Here is a 24,862-nt window from a genome sequence, read left to right as displayed (position 1 = left end):
TTTGATTTTTAACTAGCGACATATTTATGAATGATCGGATAATTGAATTTGATCCATTAATCGAAGGAGTTTTAATCAAGAGGTATAAAAGGTTTCTTGCAGATATAAAATTAGAGAGCGGAGAGGTAGTAACTGCTCATTGTGCCAACACAGGCCCAATGAAGGGACTTTTGAGTGAGGGAGCAAAGGTGAGAATAAGTGTTTCCGCTTCTCCAAAAAGAAAATTACCTTTTACTTGGGAACAGATATGTGTTTTAGATGCAAAAAATGAGGAGGTATGGGTTGGTATTAATACTCTATTTGCAAATAAGTTAATCAAAAAGGTTATTGAGAAAAATTTGCTTGACGAAATAATAGGAGAAATAGAAACAATTAAATCTGAAGTTCCTTATGGAAAAGATAAAAAAAGCAGAATTGACTTTTTTTTAACTCCAAAATCTTCAAATCCTGATAAACGTAACATTTACATAGAAGTTAAAAATACGACCTGGATTAGAGAAAATGTTGCTCTATTCCCTGATTCAGTAACGAAAAGAGGTCAAAAACACCTCACAGAATTAAAGGAATTAATTCCTGAAAGCAAAAGTGTATTAGTACTTTGTATTACAAGAAAAGACGCTTGTTTTTTTGCACCCGGAGATGAGGCAGATCCCTTATACGGCAATCTTTTTAGAGAATCTTTAAGTGCAGGAATGATAACGATCCCTTGTTCCTTTGAATTTCATAAAGACCACATATCATGGAGAGGAATTAAACCTTTGAAATAAATAAAATCTTGATATTTTGAAACTTCTAAAAATCAAATTTTTCAATCTAACAAATAATTTTTAAGGTGCAACTATAAAAATGGTATCAACAACTACTAGACACCGATAAGTTTTTTGAATAAATTTAAATTTGAAAGGAAACAGTAAACCTGTTTTTTTGCAGATCTAATTTTTTTTTATGACCACTGCTTTGCAAACGCCTCAAAGGCGCTCTAGGTCCAAACTTCAAGATGCAAGTCTTGTTAATGGACCTATGCTCCTTTTGAGGAGTATTCGAGGATTTAGTTCAAACCGCTCAATGTTGTGGCTTGCAACTGTTCCCCTAGCTTTGTTTGGTTTAGGTATTTTTAATCTTTCAGCTCACGCAGCTGATTTACCTGAGTTGAATGCAGCTTTTCTTGCTAACAATTTATGGCTTTTGATCGCTACTATTTTAGTGATCTTTATGAACGCCGGTTTCGCTATGGTTGAGGCAGGTATGTGCCGTTCTAAGAACGCTGTTAACATTCTTGCTAAAAACCTCTTTGTATTTGCTCTAGCTGTAACTTCTTATTGGTTTATCGGCTATTCATTAATGTACGGAGGAAGTGTTGCCGACGGTTGGCTTTATTTTGGCGGCTTATTTTTTGATCCAACAGTTACTGCAGATATGGTAACTGATGCTGGATTAGTCCCAACTGTTGATTTCTTGTTCCAGTCTGCTTTTGCAGGAACTGCGGCAACTATCGTTTCCGGTCTTGTTGCTGAAAGAGTTAAATTTGGAGAATTTGTTGTTTTTGCGATTGTACTAACTGCATTTATTTATCCAATTGCTGGTAGCTGGAAATGGAATGGTGGCTGGCTTGATTCTTTAGGTTTTGTTGATTTTGCTGGTTCTTCAATTGTTCACTCTGTTGGAGCATGGGCAGGTCTTGTAGGGGCAATGCTTCTTGGACCAAGAATTGGCAAATACTCTGATGGAAAACCTCAGGCTATGCCAGGACATAATATGGCTATAGCTACTTTGGGTGCATTAGTTCTATGGATAGGTTGGTATGGATTTAATCCTGGTTCTCAACTTGCTATGGACCAATGGGTTCCATATGTTGCTGTAACAACTACTTTGGCAGCAGCAGCTGGTGCTATTGGAGCAACTATTGTTTCAACATTAACCTCTGGTAAGCCTGACCTTACAATGATTATTAACGGAATCCTTGCAGGATTAGTTAGTATCACTGCTGGTTGTGGCGATATGACACTTGCTGGAGCCTGGTTTGCAGGACTAGTTGGTGGAATTATCGTTGTGTTCTCTGTTGCAGCTCTTGATGCTGCTGAGATCGATGATCCTGTTGGTGCATTCTCTGTTCACGGAGTTTGTGGTGTATGGGGTACTGTAGTAATCGGTCTATGGGGTACAGCTGTACAAGGTGATGGCGCTGGTATGGGATTGTTTAATGGTGGAGGTATTAACCTTCTTCTAGTTCAAGCCCTTGGTGCTGCAGCTTATGCTATCTGGACACTAGTTACTTGCTGGATAGCTTGGTCTGTAATTGGAGGATTATTCGGTGGAATCCGAGTATCTGAAGAGGAAGAGACTCAAGGCTTAGACATAGGAGAGCATGGAATGGAGGCATATCCAGACTTTGCATCTGCTAAATAATCTAACCAAAAATTGATTTAAGAAACCTGACTTATGTCAGGTTTCTTTTTTTTTACAATTAATTATTCAAAATGTTGTAATATCAGAGACATGGATACTCAAGCTGTAAAACACGCAATTCAACATTCTGGCAGATACAACCGCAGGGGTTTTGAGTCGCCAACTAAAAGAGCAAAAGCTTTGGGAGAATCTTATCAGAGTGATTTAATAGCATCAATTAGAGAAAATAATTTTAGCTTTAAAAAAGGGAGATTAAAAATTAAGCTTGCAAAATCTTTTGGATTTTGTTGGGGTGTTGAGAGAGCAGTAGCAATGGCTTACGAAACTAGAAGGCATTATCCTAACGAAACAATTTGGATGACAAATGAAATTATTCATAATCCTTCAGTTAATAATCATCTAAGTAAGATGAATGTAAAAATAATTTCTGCCAAAAACGGTGTTAAGGATTTTTCCCCAGTTTCTTTAGGAGATGTTGTTATTCTTCCTGCTTTTGGAGCTACTGTTCAAGAAATGCAATTATTACATGAAAAAGAGTGTCACATAATTGATACCACTTGCCCTTGGGTTTCTAAAGTTTGGCATACAGTTGAAAAACACAAAAAGCATATTTTTACCTCTATCATTCACGGCAAATATAAACATGAAGAAACACTAGCTACTAGATCCTTTGCTGGAAATTATTTAGTTGTTTTTGACTTAGCTGAAGCGCAATATGTTTCAAATTATATTGAAGGAAAAGGTGATAAGAAAGAGTTTATGAAAAAATTTTCTAAAGCATGTTCCAATGGATTTGACCCTGATATTCATCTTGAGAGAATTGGAGTCGCTAATCAAACAACGATGCTAAAAAGTGAAACAGAGGAAATCGGAAAGCTCTTTGAAAATACTATGTTAAGAAAGTATGGACCGGCCAATATTAACGATCATTTTCTAGCATTTAATACTATTTGCGATGCGACAGAAGAGAGACAAGATGCGATGTTTTCTTTAGTAGATGAGGATTTAGATGTCCTTGTTGTAATAGGAGGTTTTAATTCTTCAAATACCACCCACTTACAAGAAATTGCTATTACTAATAAAATAGAATCTTTTCACATAGATGTTTCAGATAAGATTTCTGTTGAAGATAATTCTATTCTCCATAAACCCCTTGAATCTGATCTTGTCTTAAAAAAGAATTTTCTCCCTGATGGCGATATTAATGTAGGAATTACCTCCGGCGCATCTACTCCCGATAAAGTTGTTGCGGATGTTATTGAAAAATTAATTGAAATAGCTGCATAAATTTTGAATATTATTTAAAGCTTTGATTAGTTTTTTAAATTTATTACTCAGATATTTCCTAAAGATCCACTTTATTAACTAGAATAATGAAAAATTTATGAAGTATGGAAGACAACACTCAGACTAATCAGGTTCAGGCAGCCAGTATTAATAGAACTAAAGCCCCTCAAAAAGTTGAAGTTGTAGTTGCTAATTCATCCTCTGGTTCGGAAGTTAATATCCTTGGAGAACTTTCAATTTTCGTTTTACGCATCGGATTTAGTGCTTTGATGATTCATCATGGCTTAGAGAAACTTCAGGATCCTCAAGGTTTTGCAGAGTTTGTGGTTGGCAAGTACTTCCCATTTTTGCCAGGTGATCCTGTTATTTGGACGTTTGGAGCAGCTATTACCCAATTGGTATGCCCAGCAGGATTGGCTTTAGGGATTTTTGCGAGGCTTTGTTCTCTTGGTCTATTCTCCACCATGGCATTTGCAGTTTATTTCCATCTCCTTGATACTGGACTAGAAGGTTTTCCTCTGGCAGTGGTTGAAGGACACAATTATGCTTTCGAGTTGTCTTTTATATATGGGGCTATTTCTCTCTACTTTCTATGCGCAGGTCCAGGCAGGCTATCTTTATTTAGAAAAACCAACAAGATTACATATTATCCAAAATCAACTTAACTAATGTAAAAAGTGCCTTTTTTGCGTAAAGACCATTGAGATTCCTTTTAAATTACACATATCAATACTTTCTTGGTCCCTTAGACTTCCTCCAGGTTGAATAATAGCTTTTATTCCATATTCATTTGCTAGTTCTACAGTATCTGCGAATGGGAAAAACCCATCGCTGGCCAAGACAGCATCAGAACATAACCTTCCAGCGGCTTTTAATGCAATTTTTGCTGCTCCAACTCTATTCATTTGTCCAGCTCCAATTCCAACAGTTTTCTGGTCTTTTGCAATAACAATGGCATTAGATTTCACGTGTTTACAAATTTTCCATGCAAAATTTAGATCTAAGTTAATTTGATTACTCGGATTATTATTAGTTACTGAAATCCAATTTTCAGTTTTTTCTTCACTATCGTTAGTATCTTGAACTAGTAATCCTCCCATTATTGATTTAGTAGAATTTTGATTCTTTTTTGGAAGTTGATCTTTTGAAAACTTTAAAATTCTTAAATTCTTTTTAACTTTTAAAATTTCTAAAGCTTCCTTATCAAAAGATGGAGCGACGACGCACTCCAAGAAAATATCTTTGAGGTGAATTGCGGTCTCGCTATCAACATTTGAATTAAAAGCAACTATTCCTCCAAATGCACTAACAGAGTCGCATTCCAAGGCATTCAAAAATGCTTTAGAAGCCGAATTACTAATAGAGGCACCACAAGGATTATTGTGTTTTAAAATAACAGATGCAAACATGTCGGTTGTAAGTTCATCTTTTTCTGTGTAGCCAAATTCTAAAACTGTTGAAAGTGCCGACTCTAGATCTAATAGATTGTTATAACTTAAGTCTTTTCCTTGTAATTGTTCTGCTGAGTTCCATCCAATGTTACTTAAACCATACCAGAAGGCTTTTTGATGTGGATTTTCCCCATATCTTAAGGTTTTGATTAGTGGATAAGATTCAATATATTTGGAAGATTGTAAATCTCTTTCTTTTCTTATCCAATTAGATATTGCAGTGTCATAGTCTGCTGTGTGTTGAAAAGCTTCAAGGGCTAATTTTGCTTTATATGAGTCTTTCAATTCACCTTTTTTCCTTTCTTCAAGAAAATTTTGATACTGACTAGGATCTACTAAAACGGAAACATCTTTATGATTTTTAGCTGCAGAACGAATCATAGATGGCCCTCCGATATCGATATTTTCAATAGCGTCTTCCCATTTAGCTCCCTGATCTACAGTTTTTTTAAAAGGATATAAATTTACAACTACTAAGTTAATTAACTCAAGATTGTTAGCCTCTATATCTTTTTTATGTTCCTCATCAGTTCTTTTAGCTAATATTCCCCCATGTATTTTTGGATGTAAAGTTTTAACTCTTCCTCCAAGAATTTCTGGAGAATTAGTAAAATCAGCAACTTTAATAACTGGAATTTTAGCCTCTATAAGATGTTTGGCAGTTCCTCCACTTGATAGAATTTTATAATTAAATTGCTCTACCAATTCTTTACAAAATGGGATTATATTTTTTTTATCAGAGACACTTACTAAAGCTAATGGAGACATTATGGGAAAGTTTACTTACTTAAGAATATAAACATGAAATATGCTATCAATCATGAATTTGTCTCGATTAGCTCTCAAACTGCAACTCATAGAATTATCTTGATGCATGGTTGGGGAGCTGATTCAGATGACCTTTTAACATTTGGAAAGGAGATGACTGAAAAAATAAATCTTGATTTTGAGGTAATTTCTTTGAGGGCTCCTGGATTACACCCAAGCGGTCAGGGAAGACAGTGGTATGGATTATACCCACATGATTGGAATGGAGCTGAGATTGAAGTAAATAAACTTTTAGATTCATTAAAAAAATTTGATACTGATCAGATTCCACTAAGAAAAACAATTTTGTTGGGGTTCTCTCAAGGGGCGGCAATGGCAATTGATGCGGGATTAAAGTTAAATTTCGGATTAATTGTTGCTTGTAGTGGTTATCCTCACCCTAAATGGGCTCCAGGAGAAAAATTCTCACCATTGATTATTAGTCATGGTTTATTTGATGACGTTGTGCCTATAGATGCCTCTAGGAATATTTATGAAAAGGTAAAGAGTAAGTCTTCTAAATTTTGTGAACTATTAGAATTCGATGGATTTCATCAAATTGATTCAAATTTAATTAATTTTATAAGTTCAAATATTAGAAATATATTTTAAACAAAAGCATATTCATATTCTTCAATCTCTTCCCAATCATCTGCAGTAAGTTCTAGACCCTCAAATATTTTTTCTTCACCAATTCCCTCTACTACAACTTTTAGTGATGGAAATAGAAAATGATTTTCTTCAGCATATTGAGCGCTAAATAACCCTTTTTCGCCCCAAAAAAATCTATCGGTGGTGTGCTCATTTCTCCTGACATTAAAAACTGAAGGCGCAGAGAGACCATTTTCAGCAATGAATCTTCTTGCTGCTGTAACTGGTTTATGTTTGCCAGTTTCGATATGATAAATAGGTACATGTGCCATTACTCTTTGGCCGGCCAATCTTCTTCTGCTGATTCTTTTTCTTTTTTTTGACATTGATTGGTACTCCTGAAATTATTAATGAGATTAGTCTTACTTTATTTTTACTAATCTTATATATGTGATTTTAAATTCACTTCAAATTACATAGAGGACCCATCAACCCCTGATGTAGCTTAAAATATGATTAAATATTCATATTTAAGGCTGGCTAAAGTCAGACCTCTTTATATATCTTAATACTTTTTTCATATTTTACAAGCCCTTTTTCAAGTTTTTTTTAAAAATTTCTCAAATTTCATTAATCATGAATCTTTCAAAAAAATTTGAAGAATTAATTCTAAAACAGCTAGAGAGTTTTGGTTGCTCAATGGGCGTAACTAATTTAGTTATGTATATTGCTTCAGCTAAGCAAGGAACTAAAGCATCTTTTGAAATGATTGGTCAATGGCCTCAAATTGATAGGTTACTGACTTCAATAGAAGATGATCCTTCACTAAAGGTTTCATCCCCTAATAGAAGATGGTACCCGCTACAAGAAAACGATATTCTACTTGGTGTCCTTAGGGTAGAAACTGATTTGAAAGGGGGGAATTGGCCAGTATCGCTCGATTCTAGATTAAAAGCGCTCTCAATCTCTTTAGCTAAATGCGTCTCTATCGAATTAGAACGCCAAAATAAAAATGAAGAAGTCAATTATTTAAAAAATCAGGTAAGTGTCATAATTCATCAATTAAGGAATCCATTAGCTGCTATTAGGACATATGCAAAATTATTAATAAAAAGACTTGGCTCAGATGATGATTCTATTGAAATAGTCGAACGCATGATAATAGAGCAAAAACAAATTAATCAATATATGGATTCTTTTGCGCAATTAAATTCACCAATTCAACTTCCTCTGGAAATTGGAGAGGAAAGATTATTACTACCACCAAATTTAGATAATAAAAAGGTAATTACTGTTCAGAGTTTATTGAGGCCAATATTAGAAAGGGGTAAGGCTAATGCGAACTTAGAGAATAGAGATTGGACGGAACCTTCTCTTTGGCCAGATTGGACCATTTCGCCATTAAAGGCAAAATATGCTGTAATTGCTGAAATTGTGGCCAATTTGTTAGAAAATGCTTTTAAATATGCCAAAAAAGATGCTGAAATTGGAATCGAAATTACAAGTAATGGACTTTGTATATTTGATGATGGTAAAAAAATAACCAAAAATGAAAACGAAAAAATTTTTGAAAAAGGTTTTAGAGGATCTGCCGCTAAAAAGAAGGACGGCACTGGTGTGGGACTTTTTTTAGCGAGGAAATTAGCAAAACAAATTGGAGGAGATTTGAGATTGCTGGAAAATGACTCGATTGGTAATACTGAGAAATCAAAAAATTTTAAGAAGAAAAATATTTTCTATTTAGAACTACCTATAAAAGAATTGCATGCATAAACAACATTGCAGTTTCAACTAGTACAACACTTGCACCGCAGGCATCTCCATTGAAGCCTCCAATTTTATTACCCAGTATGTTTGGGATAGAATAGCTTATAAAAATACCAATCAAAATAAGAATTAAAAATTTAATTAATATTGCATGGGATGTAATTGAAACAAATTGGTATGCAATAAAAATTACAAGAAAAATAATAGAGATCAAAGATTCTTTTTTAAATCCATTCCAAAACTTTTTGTGACTAATAGATTTTTTCTTATAACTCTTATATTGAAACTTTTCTATAAAAAATAAATTTGAAAATCTTCCCCAAAATAAACATATAGGTAAAACAAAAATTATTAGGTTTTGAATTTTCAGTATGCAAGCAATTTGAATTAAAGTTGTAAAAACTAAAGCTTGAACGCCAAAGGAACCAACTTTACTATCTTTCATGGCTTTTAAACGTCTCTTTTTACCTGCAAAAATACCATCGAAAGTATCCATCAAACCATCGAGGTGTAGACCACCTGTAATTAAATATCCCGAAGCCAAACAAATTAATGCAGACGCATAAATTGACCAAGAGTTTGTTGTTAAAAAAAGAAAAACATAACTCTGTATTGTTCCAATAAAAAATCCCAAAGGCGGGGCAAATTGCGCAATATTTTTAAATTCGGGTTTAATTAAAGGTATCTTTGGAAATGTCGTATAGAAAATCCAAGAGCCTACCAAATTTTTTATTAAATATTTTTTGATGATATAAAAATGGATTTAAAACTAAATAATAGGTTAGATTAATGAAAAAGGATAAAAAAATTTTATAAATTATCGTGTTTGAATTTCAAATAACATCGAATTGCAGTAATACAGGTGCAAGGACTGGTATATTTCATACACCAAATGGTGAGGTAAATACACCAAAATTTATGCCTGTGGGAACTTTGGCAACGGTTAAAGGAATTTCATCTAAGCAGTTAACCTCTATAGGATCAGAAATGATTCTCTCAAATACTTTTCATCTTCATTTGCAACCTGGAGAGAAATTAGTTAAAGAATCTGGCGGAATTCACAAGTTCATGAATTGGCCTAAACCTATTCTTACTGATTCAGGAGGATATCAAGTTTTTAGTTTGGCAAAATTAAACAATATTTCTGATAAAGGTGTGGAATTTAAAAATCCAAGAGATGGTAGTCATGTATTTTTATCACCTGAAAAAGTAATACAAATTCAAATGGATCTTGGATCGGATGTTGCGATGGCTTTTGATCATTGTCCTCCGCATACTGCTAACGAAAATGAAATTGAGGACTCTTTAAAAAGAACTCATTCATGGTTGCAAAAATGTGTTGAGACTCATCAGAAATCCAATCAAGCATTATTTGGCATAGTTCAAGGTGGTAAGTATCCGAAATTGAGAGAATATAGCGCAAAATATACAAGTTCTTTTGATCTGCCTGGTATAGCAGTGGGAGGTGTAAGTGTTGGCGAGGCAGTCGAAGACATACATAGTGTAATTAATTACGTCCCGAAATTCTTACCAGTAAATAAGCCAAGATATTTAATGGGAATTGGCTCTTTAAGAGAAATTACTTTGGCTGTTGCTAATGGATTCGATATATTTGACTGTGTTCTGCCTACAAGGCTAGGAAGGCATGGGACTGCATTTTTTAATGATGAAAGATTGAATTTGCGAAATGCTCGATTTAAAAATGACTTTTCTCCAATTGACAAAACTTGTAAATGCGAGACTTGTAAATCCTATTCTCGAGCATATTTGCATCATCTAATTAGAAATGACGAAATATTAGGCCTAACCCTCATAAGTTTGCATAATATTGCTCACCTAATAAGATTTACCAAAGCAATTTCTACTGCAATTATAGATAATTGTTTTACAAATGATTTCGCTCCTTGGAAAACATCCTCTATTGCTCACCATACGTGGTAACGTCTTATCATAATTAATTAAATTATTAAAAAGGTGCTCATTCTATTTAATACATTCGCTGAATTGCCAGAGGCTTACAAGGCCTTTGCTCCAACTGTTGACGTTCTTCCACTTATTCCTTTATTTTTCTTTTTATTGGTATTTGTTTGGCAAGCTGCAGTAGGATTTAAATAAAATTCTTTTAGTTTAGTTTATTAGTACTAAAAGGGATTTTCAAGTAAAATCGCATCTCCAGAATTATCTACAGCACTCTCTATAAAATCAGCAATTTTTAATGCTCTTGAGGCTTGCTCACCATCTACCTCAGGTTTTTCTTCACCCTGAACGCATTTAAGAAAATGTTCCAGTTCTGCATAAAGAGGTTCAATGGAAGTCGTGCTAACTTCTTCAACATATCCATCATTTCTATAGACTAATTCTCCGTGCTCTGCTGAGTATGATTCATGAGACTTTCGATGGATTTGTAAAGAGTGATTTAAGAAATCAGTTTCTACTAGGCTATTTTGGCAGTGAGCACTTAAATTTCTAATTTTTTTATGACTCATTTTGCTGGCAGTTAAGCTTGCAATAACATTATTTTTAAAAACTAAAGTAGCATTAACATAATCTATTAATCCTTCGCTATTTCTTCCTCCAACAGCTGCTAATTTTTGTATTTTTGAGTTTACAAGCTCTAATATAAGATCAATGTCATGAATCATTAAGTCCATTACTACAGATACATCATTTGCTCTGTCCGCATGAGGACTGTGCCTTCTTGCTTCTAAAACAACAATTTCTTCATTATTTACTATTTTATTTAATTCTCTGAAAGCAGGATTAAATCTCTCAATATGCCCAACTTGTAATAGACATTTACTTGCATTAGCGGCCTCTATTAATGATTTTGCCTCCAACTCATTTGCTGCAATTGGTTTTTCAATGAGAACGTTAGTACCTCCATTTAGACAATCTAGTCCTACCCTATGATGAAGTAATGTCGGGACAGCGATACAAATTGCATCAACTTTTGGAATTAAGTCTTTATAATTTTTGAACCATTCACATTGAAATTGCTCAATAGCTAATTTACCCCTCTCTTCATTTGGATCTGCTACTCCAATGAGATTTGCATCTTTGAGTAAACTTAGTACTCGAGCATGATGCCAGCCCATATTCCCTATACCTATTACTCCAACCTTTACTGGTGATGAGGTTGGTTGCATAATTTCAAATCCTTGTATTTATTAATATTATCCTCCATGGGAAGCCACATTTAGCTTTTGGGAAGGATTATTTTAACACGATCAATTTTTGGACCTGACATAGAAATAACTTCAAATTTAATGTTATTAAAATCTAAAACGTCCCCAATTTTTGGAACCATTTGAAATTTTTCTAGCAAAAATCCAGCAAGCGTATGATAATCTGTACCTTCTGGAATGGAACATCTTAACTTCTTGTTGATATCAATAATTTCTGATTTTCCAGCTATTGACCATTTTCTAGAGAAATTATCTAACATTCTCATGTCTGAATAAATTCTATTGTTGAGCATTTCCTCTCCAACTATTTCGCCGTTTAGATCAGCCGCAGTTATGAGCCCCTCTGTGCCACCGTGTTCATCAACTACTAGCAAGAAGGGATTGTAGTCTCTTACTATTGGCAAAATTTCTGCTAATGAACATGTTTCTATAATTTTTGTAACTGGTAAAAGGAACGGCTCTAATAGTGTATTGGCTTCCATTTCACCTTTTGAAATTGGCTTAGCTAGATAACGTAAATCTAATACACCTAATACATCATCTAAAGACTCACCAATAACAAAAAAGCGAGCATGCCGAGTTTTATCAACTTGTTTCATAAGTTCTGAAAAGGTTATATTTTTTGGCAAAGTTACCATTTCAAATCTTGGAATCATTACTTCTTTAACTTGAGTATCTTTTAAAGCAAAAACTCCTTCAAGAATATTTTTCTCATCTGGTTTTAAACCTGTTACATTATCGGTCTCTATAAGAGTTTCTAATTCTCCTGCAGATAAACCTGAGTTTAAAGAATCCCATTTGTTATTTAAATTGAACAAGCCTAAACAGGCGCTAGCAAAGAATTCTATCGTCTTCACAATAGGATTCATAGCTTTTCTAACTGCATCGAATATTGTTGTAAGCCTTAATGCAGCAGATTCTGGATTATTAATTACTAGCGCTTTAGGAATTAGTCCAGAAACGAGAGTAACAACTAAAACAACAAATAAAAACAATATAAGATCATAAAATCTATTTGACAAAATATTGCTTTTCCAATAATCATTAGCGAGGTTATTACTGAGCCATCCAATTGCAACTAATGAAATTGTTACTCCAAATTGAGAGGCAATTAATGAAGATCTAAAGCGTTTTTGAATTTTTAAAATTGAAAATGCTCCTTTCTTTTTTTCTTCTATTAACCTTAAAACTTTACTTGGCCTTATTAATAAAAAAGAGAGTTCACTCGCTGCGAAAAAAGCCGGGAAAAATAAAAGAAATAAAAGTAGAGTTATTTTCATTCAATGACAAATGAATAATGGGGGTGGCGAGGATCGAACTCGCCTTAGCCAAATTATGAGTTTGGTGCATTCACCAGATTGCTACACCCCCAAGGGAATTTATGTAATTTTAATTACATTGAATTTCAATATACAATATAAAAATAATATTTCAAAAAACACCTCATTAGGAAGTTTTTGTGAGATTTCTTTTTTTTCTTCTAATCTTTAAATATAAATTTAACTTTTACTAATGGGTAATTTTTCTGAAAAGTATGACTTAAATAAAGTAAAATTATTAAAACAGTTAATTGAAAAATCTTACAAGAGAGGAAACTTCACTTTATCTTCAGGGAAAAAAAGCAGTCATTATTTGAACTGTAAACCGGTTTCATTAAATGGCGAAGGCCTAAACTTAATAAGTGATTTATTTTTAGAGTTAAAAGACTCAAGTTCAAAAACTGTAGCAGGATTGACATTAGGCGCAGATCCTTTAGTAAGTGGATTAATTGTCAAAGCAGCTTCGCAAGGCTTGTACCTTAATGGTCTGATAATTCGCAAAGAAATTAAAAAATACGGTACCAAAGCTGGAATAGAGGGCCCTATCTTAGAAAAAGGCACCTTGGTAACTGTCTTGGAGGATGTGGTAACAACTGCTGGTTCAGTAATAAAAGCTATAAATAAGCTACGAGAAAATAATTATGTTGTTGAGGAGGTATTATCTATAGTTGATAGGCAAGAAGGTGGATATGAAGCCCTTAGCGATGCAAATGTTAAATTAAAAAGTCTTTTTACAATAAAAGACTTTTTATAATTATCTCAAAATGCAAGATATAAAAAAATTTTTTTGGCTTGAAAAATTTGATTGTTTTTCTATTACTGGGAAAGATGCCAGGAAATTTTTGAATGGAATAACAACGAGTAATATTCTTAATTCAGAAAATAAAGTTATCAAAACTTGTTGGCTAACTCCAAATGGAGTTCTAAGGGCATTAATTGAAATTATTGATTTAGAAAGAAACTTAGAAGTAATTATCTTGGCGGGTAAAACTGATGAAATAATTGATTACTTTAATCAAATTATTTTTCCAGCGGATGATGTCCTTTTAAGTGAACCTTTCTTGATAAATAGAATTCAGGAAATTGATGAATCTAGTTCATGGAGAACTTACCTGCCTATTTTCTTCAAAAAAGAAGATAAAGAATTTGAAATCTACAAAAATAAACTCAATTTACTGAATCCCAATGATTTAAAACTTTGGAAAATTAATCAGGCTATACCTACCTTTGAAATGGAAATAAACGGAAAAAATAATCCTCTTGAGCTCGGATTAAAAGATCTTATAGATTTTAATAAAGGTTGTTATTTAGGACAAGAAACAATATCAAAAATAAATAATGTTTCTTCTTTAAAACAGGAAATTAGAATTTGGAAATCCATAGATTCTAATTTTTATTTAGACGCTGAAGATAAAAATTTATATATAAATTCTGCTAAAGATATTTCTGTTGGTAAAATTACTAGTATTTTTAAATCAGATTCTCAAATAAAAGGCCTAGCAATGATAAAAAGAAAATATTTAGAAGAAGGAAGTTGTTTGTTTTCAGAAATTTTTGGGAAAATAATTATAAATAAATCTGTAGGTTCAATTTTTCTTTAATTGATTTTTGATTAAATATTCTGCGATTTGTAGGGTGGCCAAACAATCATCTTTGTTATATTGGATAATTTTTTTTAAAAATATTTCGTTTTTTGTAATTTGATATTGAATCCACCAATATAAGGCTTTCGAGCCATTTACATTTTTCTGTACCCATTCAAATCCAAGCCAATTGGCAACGGTTTTTAAACCATAGTTTTTTAGTGGTAATATCCAATACTTTCTTATTAAGGTATGTAAATCTATAAATCTTGAGGTAATTGAATCAATTTCTTCAAAACTAAGATTTAGTTCTTTAGCAATATTAATTATTGCTATTTTTTCAGTTTCTCCATAATGTAAAACTGGCCATTCCTTGTGTGCAAAAAGTATTGCAATAATTTTCCTGTAAGATTCCTCTTTATTGTTTTTAAGATTTAAGATTGGCTCATAAATCAGATCTTCTTTTTTTATAAACAAATTATTTATTTTTAAAAAACCATATAAAAAATCATGCTTTTCATCTGGATTTGACTCAATATCAAAAATATAAAATCCAGAATATATTTTTTTTAATAGATCGTCCTTATCATTTTTATTGGAAATGAAGTACGCTTCTCCAGAAATATATGCTTTTGCCTGCATTACAAATATTGAGGCTTTTTCATACTTTTGATCTTTGAATTTAGATAATTTCTCTCCAAGTTTTTTTGCGCTATATGAAGCTAATTTTTGGGTATTAGTTATTCCGTTTGTTTTCAGTAATGAGTCAGTTTTGGATCCTATCCCATCTATATCTGTAAGATATCCATTTTCTTTTGCTTCTTTGTCACAAAATTTTTGCCATGAACAAATAGTACATTTTTTTCTATCTTGAGTTATTTCTGGCAAAAATCCCTCCAAGCAATCATTCAAATTTAATAAAACATTCAAAACTTTTTTTCTTAATTTTTTATTTAAATAAATTTCTTCAACATTAATTTTTTTATTAAAACTTGAAATTACTAACCCTTTCTCTATTTTAGATTCTTGAAAAGAGTCCAAAAGAATAGAACTAAAAGCCAAGTCAAATAAATGTTCTTTTGTAGTCTTGTAGCCTAATTTATAAACAGCAGGTAGATATTTATATGATCCCCATTTACTAATACCTTTTGTCCTCAAAAGTAATTGGGGATGAATCTCTGCTTTAACATTTTGGAAAAATTTTCCATTAATTTTTAATCCAATTACCCCTTGATAACCCTTTTCACAAGCTTTTAATCCTGTATATATTTCACCATTACATAATTTAGAAAAAATTTGATATTGATTAACTTTATCTATCGCTTTATGCGGAGACCAAACTTCATAAGATTTATCACCTTTGAAATCAAGCCACGCTTTTCTCTTGCATCTTATAAAACTTTTTAAGTAAATAGTATTCAAATTATTTTATGGGCAGTTTTAAATATCACTAATATAAATTAATATAGATAATTAAAAGAAATCAAGGAAGTCTTCATTTTGCAAGATAATACAATAGAAAATATAAAATTTGGAACTGATGGCTGGAGAGGAATAATTGGATTTGATTTTAACCTGTCCAATCTTTCAAGGGTTGTTGTGGCTGCCTGTCAGGAGTTGCATTATCAATACTATAAAAAAGTTAATTCAAAGAAAATTTTAATTGGATATGATCGTAGATTTATGGCAAGTGAATTTGCCAAGCATGTAGTCCCTTTTGTAAGAGGATGTGGTTTTGAACCGATGTTATCTAATAGCTTTGTTACAACTCCCTCTTGTAGTTTATATGCCAGAGAAATGGGTTTTTTAGGAGCGTTAGTAATTACAGCAAGTCATAATCCATATAATTGGTTGGGCCTGAAAATAAAAAGCTTTAATGGATGTTCTGTTGACGAATCTTTTACAAGTGAAATTGAAAAAAGATTAATGCTGGGAAATACAATTGAAAAAATAGAGGATGCCAATCAATTGGTAGATATTAGGAATTTTCATTTGGATAAAATCAAATCCCTTTTTGATATTGACTTTATTTCAAATAGATTGAGAAAAATGAAATTAAGAATTTTTGTAGATTCTATGCATGGTTCGGCTGCAAATTGTATGTCTGATATTTTTGCTTCTAATGATTCAGAAGTTATTTCAGAAATCAGAAAAGATAGTGATCCTTTTTTTGGTGGAAAACCTCCTGAACCTCTTTTGAATTATGTAGATAAATTAAATCAAACACTAATCAACAATTCAACAAATGAAGTGAAAACTCTAGGAATTATATTTGATGGAGATGGTGACAGAATTGCAGTAATTGATGAAAAGGGAAGATACTCTAGTACACAAGATTTACTGCCATACTTTATTCACTATTTGGGCGAAATTAAAAATAATTCTTATCCAGTTTTAAAGACTGTTAGTGGTTCAGATATTATTAAAAATATATCAGAGAGTCAAAATAGAGAAGTTCTTGAACTTCCAGTTGGCTTTAAATATATTGCTGAAAAAATGATCAAAGAGAAAATATTTATTGGAGGAGAGGAATCTGGAGGGGTTGGTTTTGGTGAATTTATGCCCGAAAGAGATGCTCTGTATGCCGCAATGGTTTTATTAAATGGAATTGCTGAAAAATCTCAATATTTATTTGAAACCTTAGATGAAATACAAAAAGATTTTGGGCCAAGTTTCTATAAAAGAATTGATATTAAATTTCCAAATCAGTCAGAAAAAAATTCTGTAGAAGAATTTATAATACATAATCTTCCTGAGAATATTAATAATCACAAGTTAAAAAGTATTTCAAAGATCGATGGAATAAAGTTGAGAATTAATAAAAATTTCTGGCTTCTTTTTAGGTTTTCAGGAACCGAACCTCTTTTAAGGTTGTATTGTGAAGCACCAAAAAAATCTTATCTAAATGAGGTATTAGAGTGGGGTCAAGAATTTATAAATTTAGCAGGTAAATAAAGATGAAAAATTTATATTTGGCCAGTAAGAACAAAGGGAAAATTTCAGAATATAAGAAATTGCTGGCTGGAGTTAATTGTCAATTATTACTTCAGCCAGAATCATTAGAAGTTGAAGAGGATGGACAAACATTTAGAGATAATGCAATTAAAAAAGCGAGTGAAGTTTCGAGAAAAACAAATAATTTCTCAATAGCAGATGATTCTGGAATTTGTATTGAAGCATTAGATTGGAAACCAGGCATTTATTCATCAAGATATGCAGAAAATGATCAAAAGAGAATTGAACGAGTTTTAAAAGAACTTGATGGAGTTCAAAATAGAAGTGCTTTCTTTATTGCAAATATTTGTGTTTGTTCCCCTAATGGTGAAGTGATTATAGAATCTGAAGCTAAATGTTTTGGCAACATTATTTTCAATCCGAGAGGAAAAGGGGGTTTTGGGTATGACCCAATTTTTGAGGAGAGTTCTACCGGATTAACTTTTGCAGAAATGAATAATGAAATCAAAGAGTCTTGTAGTCATAGAGGTAAAGCTTTAAAAAAAATTATTCCAGATTTAATTGAAATTTTTTCTTAAATTCAATTAACCCAAGATCCATGAAGGCCATGGGGAATTGAAATGGGTAATTCATAAACAGCTAATTCACTTAAGTCTTTCGCATCTAAAATCACTAAATCACTTCCTCTTCGTTCTCCATTCCATATAAGTATAAATAAAAACCCTTCATCTTCTTTAGAAGAGTTTTCTGATGGAACCATAATTGGTTCACTAACAAATCCACTTGGACCCGCTGACCAAAAAATTTCTTCCTTCGAAATTAAATTTATTTTTTTTATTGTTTGAAGAGGGGCGTTACCTAGCATTTGAGATGTGCTTGCCATCCAACTAAAAGTTGCTGTTAATCCTAAATTTTTAGGGTTTGTAACAGCAAATTCACAACATTGTTCACTTATAGTTTTTAGTTCACTAGTTTTATTCTTTAGATCGATAATTGATCTTTTCAGTTTTCCTTCTGGATATTTATCAAAGTCAATATCCCTAAAATTCTCGTCTGGACCAACTGATGGGAAATCATCATAAAAAATACTATCTAATACGATTTTGGAATCTTTTTCAAATGCATTTACATGATGAAAAACGAATCCTTCTGGAGCATCGATTGTTAACGGGGGCTGCCCTCTAAATAATCCGCTTTCTCTGGGGATGATAAAAAACTTTGCCTTTTTATTTGGATTAGACTTTAAACATTGTGCTGCCCCTCTTTGGCCCATTACAAATGGAAGAGGATTGAAATCGATAGCATTCTGCAAGAATATTGCCCAATTAGTTGTAATTGCGAAATCATGAAGGAATGCAAAGCCATTAAAGGTATCTTTTCTGTCGAAAATTAGCTCTCCAGGATTTTCACCAGCATTATTGAATTCCATTAATCTAATGGTACTTTTTGGCCCGGTTTGCACTCCAAAAGTTACTAAAAGTTCTGAAGATAAATTTGAATTAAGGTCTATTTTTGGATGCGCACTGAATGCTTCGTTAGGCTTGAGTACCCCTTTTAATGTTGATAAACCAATAGTCTCAAGACTATCAGGATCCATTGCATGTGGCCCAGCTGCTTCCCATAATGCGAGAATTTCATCTCCTAATTTAACGACATGAGTATTAGCTATGTTCTTAAATTTTAGATCTAATGCATTATTTAAAATTCCTCCATTTTTTTGGGTCCCAAAAACACCTCTATAAATAAATTTGTTTATTTTTTCTTCTTCCAGATAACCTTTAGTTTTAACAAATCTATTCGTTAGGTATGGCTGACCATTTTTGAATTTTATGGATGTAATCATACCATCACCATCAAATGGATGATGAACCCACTGTCCACCTCTCTTTAATATTCCTGGTCCATTTCTTAATAATGTTCCATTTAGATTTTTAATATGCGTTCCTTTGCTAATTTTTAGAGGCTCTTTAGTTAGCTCTTTTTCTACGTTTTGATACGCACTGGACCAATCTTCTTTGTTAAAACTTTTAATTTTATCAATTTTTTTATTTTGTAAATTAGTCACAACTAAGAAATTACTTAATCTATCTTCGCCAAAAATCAACTGAATTGTGGCTGATTCGAAAAAATTCCTATTTTATTGATTTTCTAACATTCCTTTACTGCTTGGGATTGAATCAGATCTTCTTAGATCTATTTCGGTAGCCATTCTCATTGCTCTTGAAAAAGCTTTAAAGCACGCCTCAACTATATGATGTGAATTACTACCTTGTATTTGATTAATATGCAGAGTAATACCGCTGTTATTTACAAAAGCAATAAAAAACTCTCTTACTAGTTCAGTATCATAATTTCCTATTCTAGGGGCTTTTAATTGAAGATCATAAGATAGATGTGGTCTGCCAGAGCAGTCTAGAGTGACTTGTACTAATGCTTCATCTAATGGGGCAAAGAAATGTCCAAATCTGCTTATTCCTTTTCTTTCTCCCAGGGCTTTTGAAAATGCTTTGCCTAATGCGATTCCTACATCTTCATTTGTATGATGATCATCAATATGGGTATCTCCAATTGCTTTTATTTTTAAATCGAACAAACCATGACTGGATATTTGATGGAGCATATGATCTAAGAATGGTACCCCTGTATCAATCTCGGAAATCCCATTTCCATCTAAGTTTATAAATACAGAAATATCTGTTTCATTCGTTTTTCTTTTTATTTCAGATTGCCTTAGAGATGACATTTTTATGCAAAAAACTTAGTTTACATTCCATTAATGCAGTAACCCGCATCAACATAAATTGTTTGGCCTGAAATGCCGCTAGAGAGATCACTCAATAAAAAAGCAGCAGTATTACCTACTTCTGTTTGAGTGACTGTTCTGCGTAAAGGAGCCTTTTCTTCAACATTGTGAATCATATCTAAAATGCCACCTATAGCAGAACTCGCAAGTGTTCTTATAGGCCCAGCACTTATTGCGTTAATTCTGACTTGTTTTTCAGGACCAAGTTCTGCAGAAAGATATCTTACTGAAGCTTCTAAAGCTGCTTTGGCAACTCCCATCACGTTATAGTTAGGAATCGCCCTTTCTGATCCTAAATAAGTTAATGAGACGACTCCAGCACCATTACTAAAAAGTGGTTTTGCTGCTTTGCATAAAGGTGCTAACGAATAAGCACTTATATTAAGAGCTCTATCAAAACCCTCTGAAGTGGTAGCACTATAATCTCCAATCAATTCATCGCGTCCTGCAAATGCTAGGCAGTGAACTAATCCATCAATTTGCCCCCAATTGTTTTTTATATTTTTAAAGAGATCTGCAATTTGAGCTGGATTTTGAACATCAAGAGGCAAAAATAACGATGGGTTTAAAGGTTCAGTTAGTTCTCTAACTTTAGATTCGAATCTTCCCTTATCATCAGGCAAATATGTGATTCCAAGTTCTGCGCCAGCTTTTGAAAGTTGTTGAGCGATACCCCATGCTATTGAACGATTGTTGGCAATTCCTGTAACAAGAATTTTTTTGCCAGTTAGATTTAGAAGCATTTTGTTTATTATTTCTATTATTCTCCTATATAAAAGGACCTATCTTTGCGGATTACTGCAAAATGTACAATAATTTTCAAATATCAAAGAATTTTTAATTTGAAAATGGTCAGAACAAATTCTATGGATTTGGAATTAGGTTTTGAATTACCTAATTTCCAAATGTTAAATGCTAATTCTTCAAAAAATGAATATTTCAATTCTCATAATCTAGATAATCGGCATTTACTTTTAATGTTTATTTGTGCCCATTGCCCATTTGTTAAACATATTGAGAATCAAATTTCGACTTTAAGTAAAGAAATTGAAAATACAGTTCAAACAGTGGCAATCTCTAGTAATGATATTGTTACTCATCCTTCAGATTCTCCTAAAAATTTGAGATTGCAAGCACAATCACGGGGATGGAGTTTTCCTTACTTATATGATGAAAATCAAAATTTAGCTAAGGAGTTAAAAGCGGCTTGCACCCCAGATTTTTATCTTTTTTCAAATGAAGGAGATGGTGATTTTTTATTGTTTTATCATGGTCAATTAGACGATAGTAGACCAGGTAATAATATCCCTCTGTCTGGAAAAGATTTGCGCTCTGCTGTAAAAGATTTGAATCAAGATAATTCTTATCCTTCAAATCAGATACCTTCTTTAGGTTGCAATATTAAATGGACTCCTGGTAAAGAACCAAGTTGGTTTAGATGAATTAAAATTTTTTTTACCCATACAAATATGGTTTAGGAGTAATATATTCACTATGCAGATACCCCCATTTACTTTAAATAGGCAGTACCAAGAAATTGGCTCAGAAATTGATAGTGAGGTTTCTAAAGTTTTAAAAGGGGGCCAATATATTGGAGGACAAGAAATTGCCAAATTTGAAGAGAGTTTCTCTAATCTGATTGGTGTTGAAAATACTATTGGATGTAATAGTGGAACTGATGCTTTAGTATTAGCTTTGCGCGCATTAGATATTGGTGTGGGTGATGAAGTTATTACCTCATCTTTTAGCTTTTTTGCGACTGCAGAGGCTATTAGTGCAGTTGGTGCTAATCCTATTTTGGTAGATATAGATCCAGAAACTTATCTCATTAATACTGAACTAATAGAACAAGAAATAAATTCTAATACCAAGGCAATTATGCCAGTTCATCTATTTGGAAATGCAGTGAATATGACCTTAATAAAATCTTTGGCCAGCAAATATGACTTAAAAGTAATCGAAGATTGTGCTCAGGCAACATGCACAATGTGGGAAAATTCCAAAGTTGGTAGTATCGGTGATATAGGTTGTTTTAGTTTTTTCCCTACAAAAAATTTAGGAGCTGCTGGAGATGGTGGAGCAGTAACAACTTCAGATAAGAAGATTGCCAAAAGAATTAGAGAACTGGCTGTTCATGGCAGCCCAATAAGATATCACCATACCCAAATTGGATATAATAGTAGACTTGATACTATTCAAGCTGCAATATTAAACATCAAGATTAAATATATTTCTAAGTGGATTAATAATCGCCAAAAAATTGCTAAAAATTACCTTGATTTATTGGAAAAAAATCCATTTATTAGTTTTCCAAAAATTAGCTCTAATTCAATTTCTCATTCTTGGAATCAATTTGTCATTAAATTAAGAAACGATAAATATTTTTTAAATGAAGATTTTTCAAATTTATTTGATACTGATTGTAAAAAATACTATTCCTTAAGGAATTTGGTAAAACAACAACTTTTTGAAAAAGGTATTAATTCAATTATTTATTATCCAATTCCAATACACGCACAAATAGCTTACAAAAATAAAAATTTTTCTAGAACAAAACTCATAAATACAGAGAGAATTTGTACGGAAGTTCTTAGCCTTCCAATGTTTCCTGAAATTTCTTATGAAGAGCAAGTTTATGTATCAGAAAATTTAAATCAAGTTTTAAAGAATTGTATAAAGGAAATTCAAATTTCAGCATAAAGTGATTTAAATAATCTTTGTTGTATGTTGTGATTGACAATAGGGCTTGAATAATTATTTTTTTCTAAATTAGATATCTCCCCATTTAACAATTCTGAATTTGAAACTTTAGATAATTCAGGAATCCAATATTTTATATATTCACAAATAGGATCAAATTTTTTTGATTGGGTATATGGATTAAAAATTCTAAGTGGTTTTGGATCCATACCGCTACTGGCGCTCCACTGCCATCCCCCATTATTTGCAGCTAAGTCTCCATCAACCAACGTCTCCATAAATTTTTTCTCGCCCATTTGCCAACTGCATATTAGATCTTTTACCAGAAATGAAGCGACTATCATTCTACATCTGTTGTGCATCCAGCCAGTATTATTTAGTTGACGCATTGCAGCATCAACTATAGGTACTCCGGTCTCTCCGTTGCTCCAATGTTGAAACCATTCATTATTGTTTTGCCATGGAAAGTGATCCCATTTTTTTCTATATGGACCTTTCTCTAGCTCTGGGAAATGGAATAAGCAATGTTGATAAAATTCACGCCAAACAAGTTCTTTTTGCCAAGTTTCAATTGATAAGTAATTTTCTTGATTTGCAAAATCTGAATTCAAATTTAATGTGGCGTTCCATACTTTTCTTATACTGATGGTGCCGAATCTTAGAGATGCACTTAGAAATGATGTTCCATTATGGGAAGGAAAGTCTCTTGCAGAATTATAAGAATATATTTTTTTTTCATTAATGAAGTTTTTTAATAATTTTTCTGCGGCATTCTCTCCAGGTCTACATGGACAAATATATGAACCAGGAAATTTGATATTTTTGATAAATTTCTCTAGAACCGAATTAGATGAATTTATTGTCTTATTTTCTTTGAGTTTATTATCTATATCTTTAAACTGGAAAACAACTTTATCTTGGTCATATAAACCTAATAAATTCATTTTTGATTTAAGGTTTTTATAGAAAGGACCATAAACTGAATAAGGACTGTTATTCCCTGAAAATATTTTTAAAGGTTCTACTAATAAGTGATCCCAAGTTTCAAAAACTTGAATATTTTGTTTTTTTAGATTTTTTTTTATTTGTAAATCTCGATTAATTTCATAAGGTTCAATTGATCTATTCCAAAAAACAAATTTAGCATTTATTTTCTTTGCTAATTGAGGAATTATTAATACCGGATCTCCTTCTTTAATAACTAATCTACTACCCATTTTTTTCCAATTATTACCTAATTCTTGAAGTGAATTTCCTAGAAACCAAGCTCTAGAACTTGCATTAAAATCGTTTGGGTAATTTTTATCAAATATATAAGTGGAAGTAATAGCATTTGATAATGAAAATGCTTTGATTAAAGCTTGATTATCAAATATTCTTAAATCCTTTCTATGCCAAAAAAGTATCCTAGGTTTATTCATAATTTATCTAAAAATTGTTTAGCTCTAAACCAAGCCGTCACGGTTTTTGCGTCAAGAATTTCATCCCCACTAGAAATAAGATTATCTAGTTCGTCGGGATCAAAAATTAATACTTCTATATCTTCATCTAAATCTCCTTTAACCTTTGAATTGAGTTTGTTTAAATCACGAGCTAAAAATAAATAAATTTCTTCATCTGCATAACCAGGAGCAGGGACAAGAGTTCCAAGTTCATCCCATTTGTTTGCACTAAATCCAGTCTCTTCTTGTATTTCTCTTTGAATTGAATTAATAGGTGTTTCACCTATTTCTAATGTACCTGCTGGAAATTCTAATAAATACCTTGAAACAGCAAATCTATATTGCCGAAGAATGATAACTTTATTGTCTTTTGTAATAGGTACGGCTAATGCAGCCCCAGGATGCTTAATGTATCCATATTCACCTTCATGTCCATTTGGAAGCTCAATTCTATTTATTTCGAAACTAAATTTTTTAGATTTTAACTCAGATATTTTTTCTTTAAAAATGGATTTTTTTAAAAGGTTTTTGTTGCCCATAATTTTTAAATAAAAACAGCCTAACAG

At 32.3% G+C, this 24,862-nt stretch carries 25 protein-coding genes and 1 tRNA gene; 14 read left to right on the top strand and 12 right to left on the bottom strand.

The annotated features are described in order from the left end of the window. Nucleotides 1-26: 26 nt before the first annotated feature. The 4 genes from sfsA (at nucleotide 27) to EU95_RS01295 (ending at nucleotide 4,358) form a co-directional block, all read left to right on the top strand. The gene (gene sfsA / locus EU95_RS01280) at nucleotides 27-767 is read left to right on the top strand and encodes a DNA/RNA nuclease SfsA (RefSeq protein WP_032522823.1); all 741 of its coding nucleotides are present in this window, start codon (nucleotides 27-29) and stop codon (nucleotides 765-767) included. Between the two features lie 178 nt (nucleotides 768-945). After that, the gene (locus tag EU95_RS01285) at nucleotides 946-2,406 is read left to right on the top strand and encodes an ammonium transporter (RefSeq protein WP_032522822.1); all 1,461 of its coding nucleotides are present in this window, start codon (nucleotides 946-948) and stop codon (nucleotides 2,404-2,406) included. Between the two features lie 90 nt (nucleotides 2,407-2,496). Continuing rightward, nucleotides 2,497-3,693, top strand: coding sequence for a 4-hydroxy-3-methylbut-2-enyl diphosphate reductase (locus EU95_RS01290; RefSeq protein ID WP_032522821.1), 1,197 nt, complete (start codon nucleotides 2,497-2,499; stop codon nucleotides 3,691-3,693). Nucleotides 3,694-3,797: 104 nt separating this feature from the next. Further along, the gene (locus EU95_RS01295; RefSeq protein WP_032522820.1) at nucleotides 3,798-4,358 is read left to right on the top strand and encodes a DoxX family protein; all 561 of its coding nucleotides are present in this window, start codon (nucleotides 3,798-3,800) and stop codon (nucleotides 4,356-4,358) included. On the opposite strand, the gene purH is transcribed toward EU95_RS01295, so the two are convergent. Continuing rightward, nucleotides 4,359-5,912 carry a bifunctional phosphoribosylaminoimidazolecarboxamide formyltransferase/IMP cyclohydrolase gene (purH, locus tag EU95_RS01300; RefSeq protein ID WP_032522819.1) on the bottom strand — a complete coding sequence of 518 codons (1,554 nt, stop codon included), beginning with the start codon at nucleotides 5,910-5,912 and terminating at the stop codon, nucleotides 4,359-4,361. Nucleotides 5,913-5,945: 33 nt separating this feature from the next. On the opposite strand from purH, the gene EU95_RS01305 reads away from it, so the two are divergent. Further along, complete coding sequence (locus EU95_RS01305) at nucleotides 5,946-6,563, top strand: alpha/beta hydrolase (RefSeq protein WP_032522818.1); 618 nt, start codon at nucleotides 5,946-5,948, stop codon at nucleotides 6,561-6,563. Here EU95_RS01305 and EU95_RS01310 read toward each other — a convergent pair. Next, entirely contained in the window at nucleotides 6,560-6,928 is a 369-nt protein-coding gene (locus tag EU95_RS01310; protein WP_011817760.1) for a DUF3155 domain-containing protein, read from the bottom strand. The genes EU95_RS01305 and EU95_RS01310 overlap by 4 nt on opposite strands. 250 nt (nucleotides 6,929-7,178) lie before the next feature. On the opposite strand from EU95_RS01310, the gene EU95_RS01315 reads away from it, so the two are divergent. Further along, a complete protein-coding gene (locus EU95_RS01315) occupies nucleotides 7,179-8,315 on the top strand; it encodes a sensor histidine kinase (protein ID WP_032522817.1) in 1,137 nt (378 codons plus the stop codon). Here EU95_RS01315 and EU95_RS01320 read toward each other — a convergent pair. After that, a complete protein-coding gene (locus EU95_RS01320) occupies nucleotides 8,293-9,033 on the bottom strand; it encodes an adenosylcobinamide-GDP ribazoletransferase (RefSeq protein ID WP_032522816.1) in 741 nt (246 codons plus the stop codon). The genes EU95_RS01315 and EU95_RS01320 overlap by 23 nt on opposite strands. Before the next feature lie 98 nt (nucleotides 9,034-9,131). Here EU95_RS01320 and tgt point away from each other — a divergent pair, with 98 nt between their 5' ends. Both tgt and EU95_RS01330 read left to right on the top strand, forming a co-directional pair. Then, nucleotides 9,132-10,250, top strand: coding sequence for a tRNA guanosine(34) transglycosylase Tgt (gene tgt, locus EU95_RS01325; protein WP_032522815.1), 1,119 nt, complete (start codon nucleotides 9,132-9,134; stop codon nucleotides 10,248-10,250). A gap of 33 nt (nucleotides 10,251-10,283) precedes the next feature. Beyond that, nucleotides 10,284-10,424, top strand: coding sequence for a photosystem II reaction center protein K (locus EU95_RS01330; protein WP_011375837.1), 141 nt, complete (start codon nucleotides 10,284-10,286; stop codon nucleotides 10,422-10,424). A 26-nt stretch (nucleotides 10,425-10,450) separates the two neighbouring features. Here the strand turns inward: EU95_RS01330 and EU95_RS01335 are convergent, their stop codons facing one another. The 3 genes from EU95_RS01335 to EU95_RS0109160 all read right to left on the bottom strand — a co-directional run bounded on the left by EU95_RS01335 (nucleotide 10,451) and on the right by EU95_RS0109160 (nucleotide 12,865). Next, a complete protein-coding gene (locus tag EU95_RS01335) occupies nucleotides 10,451-11,455 on the bottom strand; it encodes a Gfo/Idh/MocA family protein (protein WP_032522814.1) in 1,005 nt (334 codons plus the stop codon). 50 nt (nucleotides 11,456-11,505) lie between these two features. Further along, nucleotides 11,506-12,774 (bottom strand): hemolysin family protein, encoded by a 1,269-nt coding sequence (locus EU95_RS01340; protein WP_032522813.1) that lies wholly within the window; start codon nucleotides 12,772-12,774, stop codon nucleotides 11,506-11,508. An 18-nt stretch (nucleotides 12,775-12,792) separates the two neighbouring features. Further along, nucleotides 12,793-12,865, bottom strand: a tRNA-Ile gene (locus tag EU95_RS0109160). Nucleotides 12,866-13,006: 141 nt separating this feature from the next. Between EU95_RS0109160 and pyrE the strand changes: the two genes are divergently transcribed. Continuing rightward, nucleotides 13,007-13,567 carry an orotate phosphoribosyltransferase gene (gene pyrE, locus EU95_RS01345; RefSeq protein ID WP_032522812.1) on the top strand — a complete coding sequence of 187 codons (561 nt, stop codon included), beginning with the start codon at nucleotides 13,007-13,009 and terminating at the stop codon, nucleotides 13,565-13,567. Nucleotides 13,568-13,577: 10 nt separating this feature from the next. After that, nucleotides 13,578-14,414: a folate-binding protein YgfZ gene (locus EU95_RS01350; RefSeq protein ID WP_032522811.1), complete on the top strand. Its 837-nt coding sequence runs from the start codon at nucleotides 13,578-13,580 to the stop codon at nucleotides 14,412-14,414. Here the strand turns inward: EU95_RS01350 and EU95_RS01355 are convergent. Beyond that, nucleotides 14,400-15,818: a TM0106 family RecB-like putative nuclease gene (locus EU95_RS01355; RefSeq protein WP_032522810.1), complete on the bottom strand. Its 1,419-nt coding sequence runs from the start codon at nucleotides 15,816-15,818 to the stop codon at nucleotides 14,400-14,402. The genes EU95_RS01350 and EU95_RS01355 overlap by 15 nt on opposite strands. 78 nt (nucleotides 15,819-15,896) lie before the next feature. On the opposite strand from EU95_RS01355, the gene EU95_RS01360 reads away from it, so the two are divergent. Both EU95_RS01360 and rdgB read left to right on the top strand, forming a co-directional pair. After that, nucleotides 15,897-17,351, top strand: coding sequence for a phosphoglucomutase/phosphomannomutase family protein (locus EU95_RS01360; protein ID WP_032522809.1), 1,455 nt, complete (start codon nucleotides 15,897-15,899; stop codon nucleotides 17,349-17,351). Between the two features lie 2 nt (nucleotides 17,352-17,353). Beyond that, on the top strand, nucleotides 17,354-17,929 hold the full coding sequence (gene rdgB / locus EU95_RS01365; protein WP_032522808.1) for an RdgB/HAM1 family non-canonical purine NTP pyrophosphatase: 576 nt from the start codon (nucleotides 17,354-17,356) through the stop codon (nucleotides 17,927-17,929). A 2-nt stretch (nucleotides 17,930-17,931) separates the two neighbouring features. Here rdgB and EU95_RS01370 read toward each other — a convergent pair whose 3' ends face one another. The 3 genes from EU95_RS01370 to fabI all read right to left on the bottom strand — a co-directional run bounded on the left by EU95_RS01370 (nucleotide 17,932) and on the right by fabI (nucleotide 20,897). Continuing rightward, entirely contained in the window at nucleotides 17,932-19,416 is a 1,485-nt protein-coding gene (locus EU95_RS01370; RefSeq protein ID WP_032523073.1) for a carotenoid oxygenase family protein, read from the bottom strand. Between the two features lie 72 nt (nucleotides 19,417-19,488). Further along, nucleotides 19,489-20,094: an imidazoleglycerol-phosphate dehydratase HisB gene (gene hisB, locus EU95_RS01375; RefSeq protein WP_032522807.1), complete on the bottom strand. Its 606-nt coding sequence runs from the start codon at nucleotides 20,092-20,094 to the stop codon at nucleotides 19,489-19,491. A gap of 20 nt (nucleotides 20,095-20,114) precedes the next feature. Then, complete coding sequence (gene fabI / locus EU95_RS01380) at nucleotides 20,115-20,897, bottom strand: enoyl-ACP reductase FabI (RefSeq protein WP_032522806.1); 783 nt, start codon at nucleotides 20,895-20,897, stop codon at nucleotides 20,115-20,117. Between the two features lie 105 nt (nucleotides 20,898-21,002). On the opposite strand from fabI, the gene EU95_RS01385 reads away from it, so the two are divergent. After that, entirely contained in the window at nucleotides 21,003-21,596 is a 594-nt protein-coding gene (locus tag EU95_RS01385; protein WP_032522805.1) for a thioredoxin family protein, read from the top strand. Nucleotides 21,597-21,648: 52 nt separating this feature from the next. Next, a complete protein-coding gene (locus EU95_RS01390) occupies nucleotides 21,649-22,854 on the top strand; it encodes a DegT/DnrJ/EryC1/StrS family aminotransferase (RefSeq protein ID WP_032522804.1) in 1,206 nt (401 codons plus the stop codon). Here EU95_RS01390 and EU95_RS01395 read toward each other — a convergent pair. After that, nucleotides 22,839-24,275: a cryptochrome/photolyase family protein gene (locus EU95_RS01395; RefSeq protein WP_032522803.1), complete on the bottom strand. Its 1,437-nt coding sequence runs from the start codon at nucleotides 24,273-24,275 to the stop codon at nucleotides 22,839-22,841. The genes EU95_RS01390 and EU95_RS01395 overlap by 16 nt on opposite strands. Beyond that, nucleotides 24,272-24,835: an NUDIX hydrolase gene (locus EU95_RS01400; RefSeq protein ID WP_032522802.1), complete on the bottom strand. Its 564-nt coding sequence runs from the start codon at nucleotides 24,833-24,835 to the stop codon at nucleotides 24,272-24,274. The genes EU95_RS01395 and EU95_RS01400 overlap by 4 nt, the downstream gene beginning before the upstream one ends. Nucleotides 24,836-24,862 lie beyond the last annotated feature (27 nt).

Source organism: Prochlorococcus marinus str. MIT 9201 (assembly GCF_000759955.1).
Lineage (GTDB): Bacteria > Cyanobacteriota > Cyanobacteriia > PCC-6307 > Cyanobiaceae > Prochlorococcus_A > Prochlorococcus_A marinus_G.
This window is presented reverse-complemented; position numbering and strand designations above follow the sequence as displayed.

Excerpts from the sequence above, each read along its gene's own strand:
- sfsA (WP_032522823.1), top strand. The coding sequence starts at position 27 with ATGAATGATCGGATAATTGAATTTGATCCATTAATCGAAGGAGTTTTA.
- EU95_RS01285 (WP_032522822.1), top strand. The coding sequence starts at position 946 with ATGACCACTGCTTTGCAAACGCCTCAAAGGCGCTCTAGGTCCAAACTT.
- EU95_RS01290 (WP_032522821.1), top strand. The coding sequence starts at position 2,497 with ATGGATACTCAAGCTGTAAAACACGCAATTCAACATTCTGGCAGATAC.
- EU95_RS01295 (WP_032522820.1), top strand. The coding sequence starts at position 3,798 with ATGGAAGACAACACTCAGACTAATCAGGTTCAGGCAGCCAGTATTAAT.
- purH (WP_032522819.1), bottom strand. The coding sequence starts at position 5,912 with ATGTCTCCATTAGCTTTAGTAAGTGTCTCTGATAAAAAAAATATAATC.
- EU95_RS01305 (WP_032522818.1), top strand. The coding sequence starts at position 5,946 with ATGAAATATGCTATCAATCATGAATTTGTCTCGATTAGCTCTCAAACT.
- EU95_RS01310 (WP_011817760.1), bottom strand. The coding sequence starts at position 6,928 with ATGTCAAAAAAAAGAAAAAGAATCAGCAGAAGAAGATTGGCCGGCCAA.
- EU95_RS01315 (WP_032522817.1), top strand. The coding sequence starts at position 7,179 with ATGAATCTTTCAAAAAAATTTGAAGAATTAATTCTAAAACAGCTAGAG.
- EU95_RS01335 (WP_032522814.1), bottom strand. The coding sequence starts at position 11,455 with ATGCAACCAACCTCATCACCAGTAAAGGTTGGAGTAATAGGTATAGGG.
- EU95_RS01340 (WP_032522813.1), bottom strand. The coding sequence starts at position 12,774 with ATGAAAATAACTCTACTTTTATTTCTTTTATTTTTCCCGGCTTTTTTC.
- pyrE (WP_032522812.1), top strand. The coding sequence starts at position 13,007 with ATGGGTAATTTTTCTGAAAAGTATGACTTAAATAAAGTAAAATTATTA.
- EU95_RS01350 (WP_032522811.1), top strand. The coding sequence starts at position 13,578 with ATGCAAGATATAAAAAAATTTTTTTGGCTTGAAAAATTTGATTGTTTT.
- rdgB (WP_032522808.1), top strand. The coding sequence starts at position 17,354 with ATGAAAAATTTATATTTGGCCAGTAAGAACAAAGGGAAAATTTCAGAA.
- hisB (WP_032522807.1), bottom strand. The coding sequence starts at position 20,094 with ATGTCATCTCTAAGGCAATCTGAAATAAAAAGAAAAACGAATGAAACA.
- fabI (WP_032522806.1), bottom strand. The coding sequence starts at position 20,897 with ATGCTTCTAAATCTAACTGGCAAAAAAATTCTTGTTACAGGAATTGCC.
- EU95_RS01385 (WP_032522805.1), top strand. The coding sequence starts at position 21,003 with ATGGTCAGAACAAATTCTATGGATTTGGAATTAGGTTTTGAATTACCT.
- EU95_RS01390 (WP_032522804.1), top strand. The coding sequence starts at position 21,649 with ATGCAGATACCCCCATTTACTTTAAATAGGCAGTACCAAGAAATTGGC.
- EU95_RS01395 (WP_032522803.1), bottom strand. The coding sequence starts at position 24,275 with ATGAATAAACCTAGGATACTTTTTTGGCATAGAAAGGATTTAAGAATA.
- EU95_RS01400 (WP_032522802.1), bottom strand. The coding sequence starts at position 24,835 with ATGGGCAACAAAAACCTTTTAAAAAAATCCATTTTTAAAGAAAAAATA.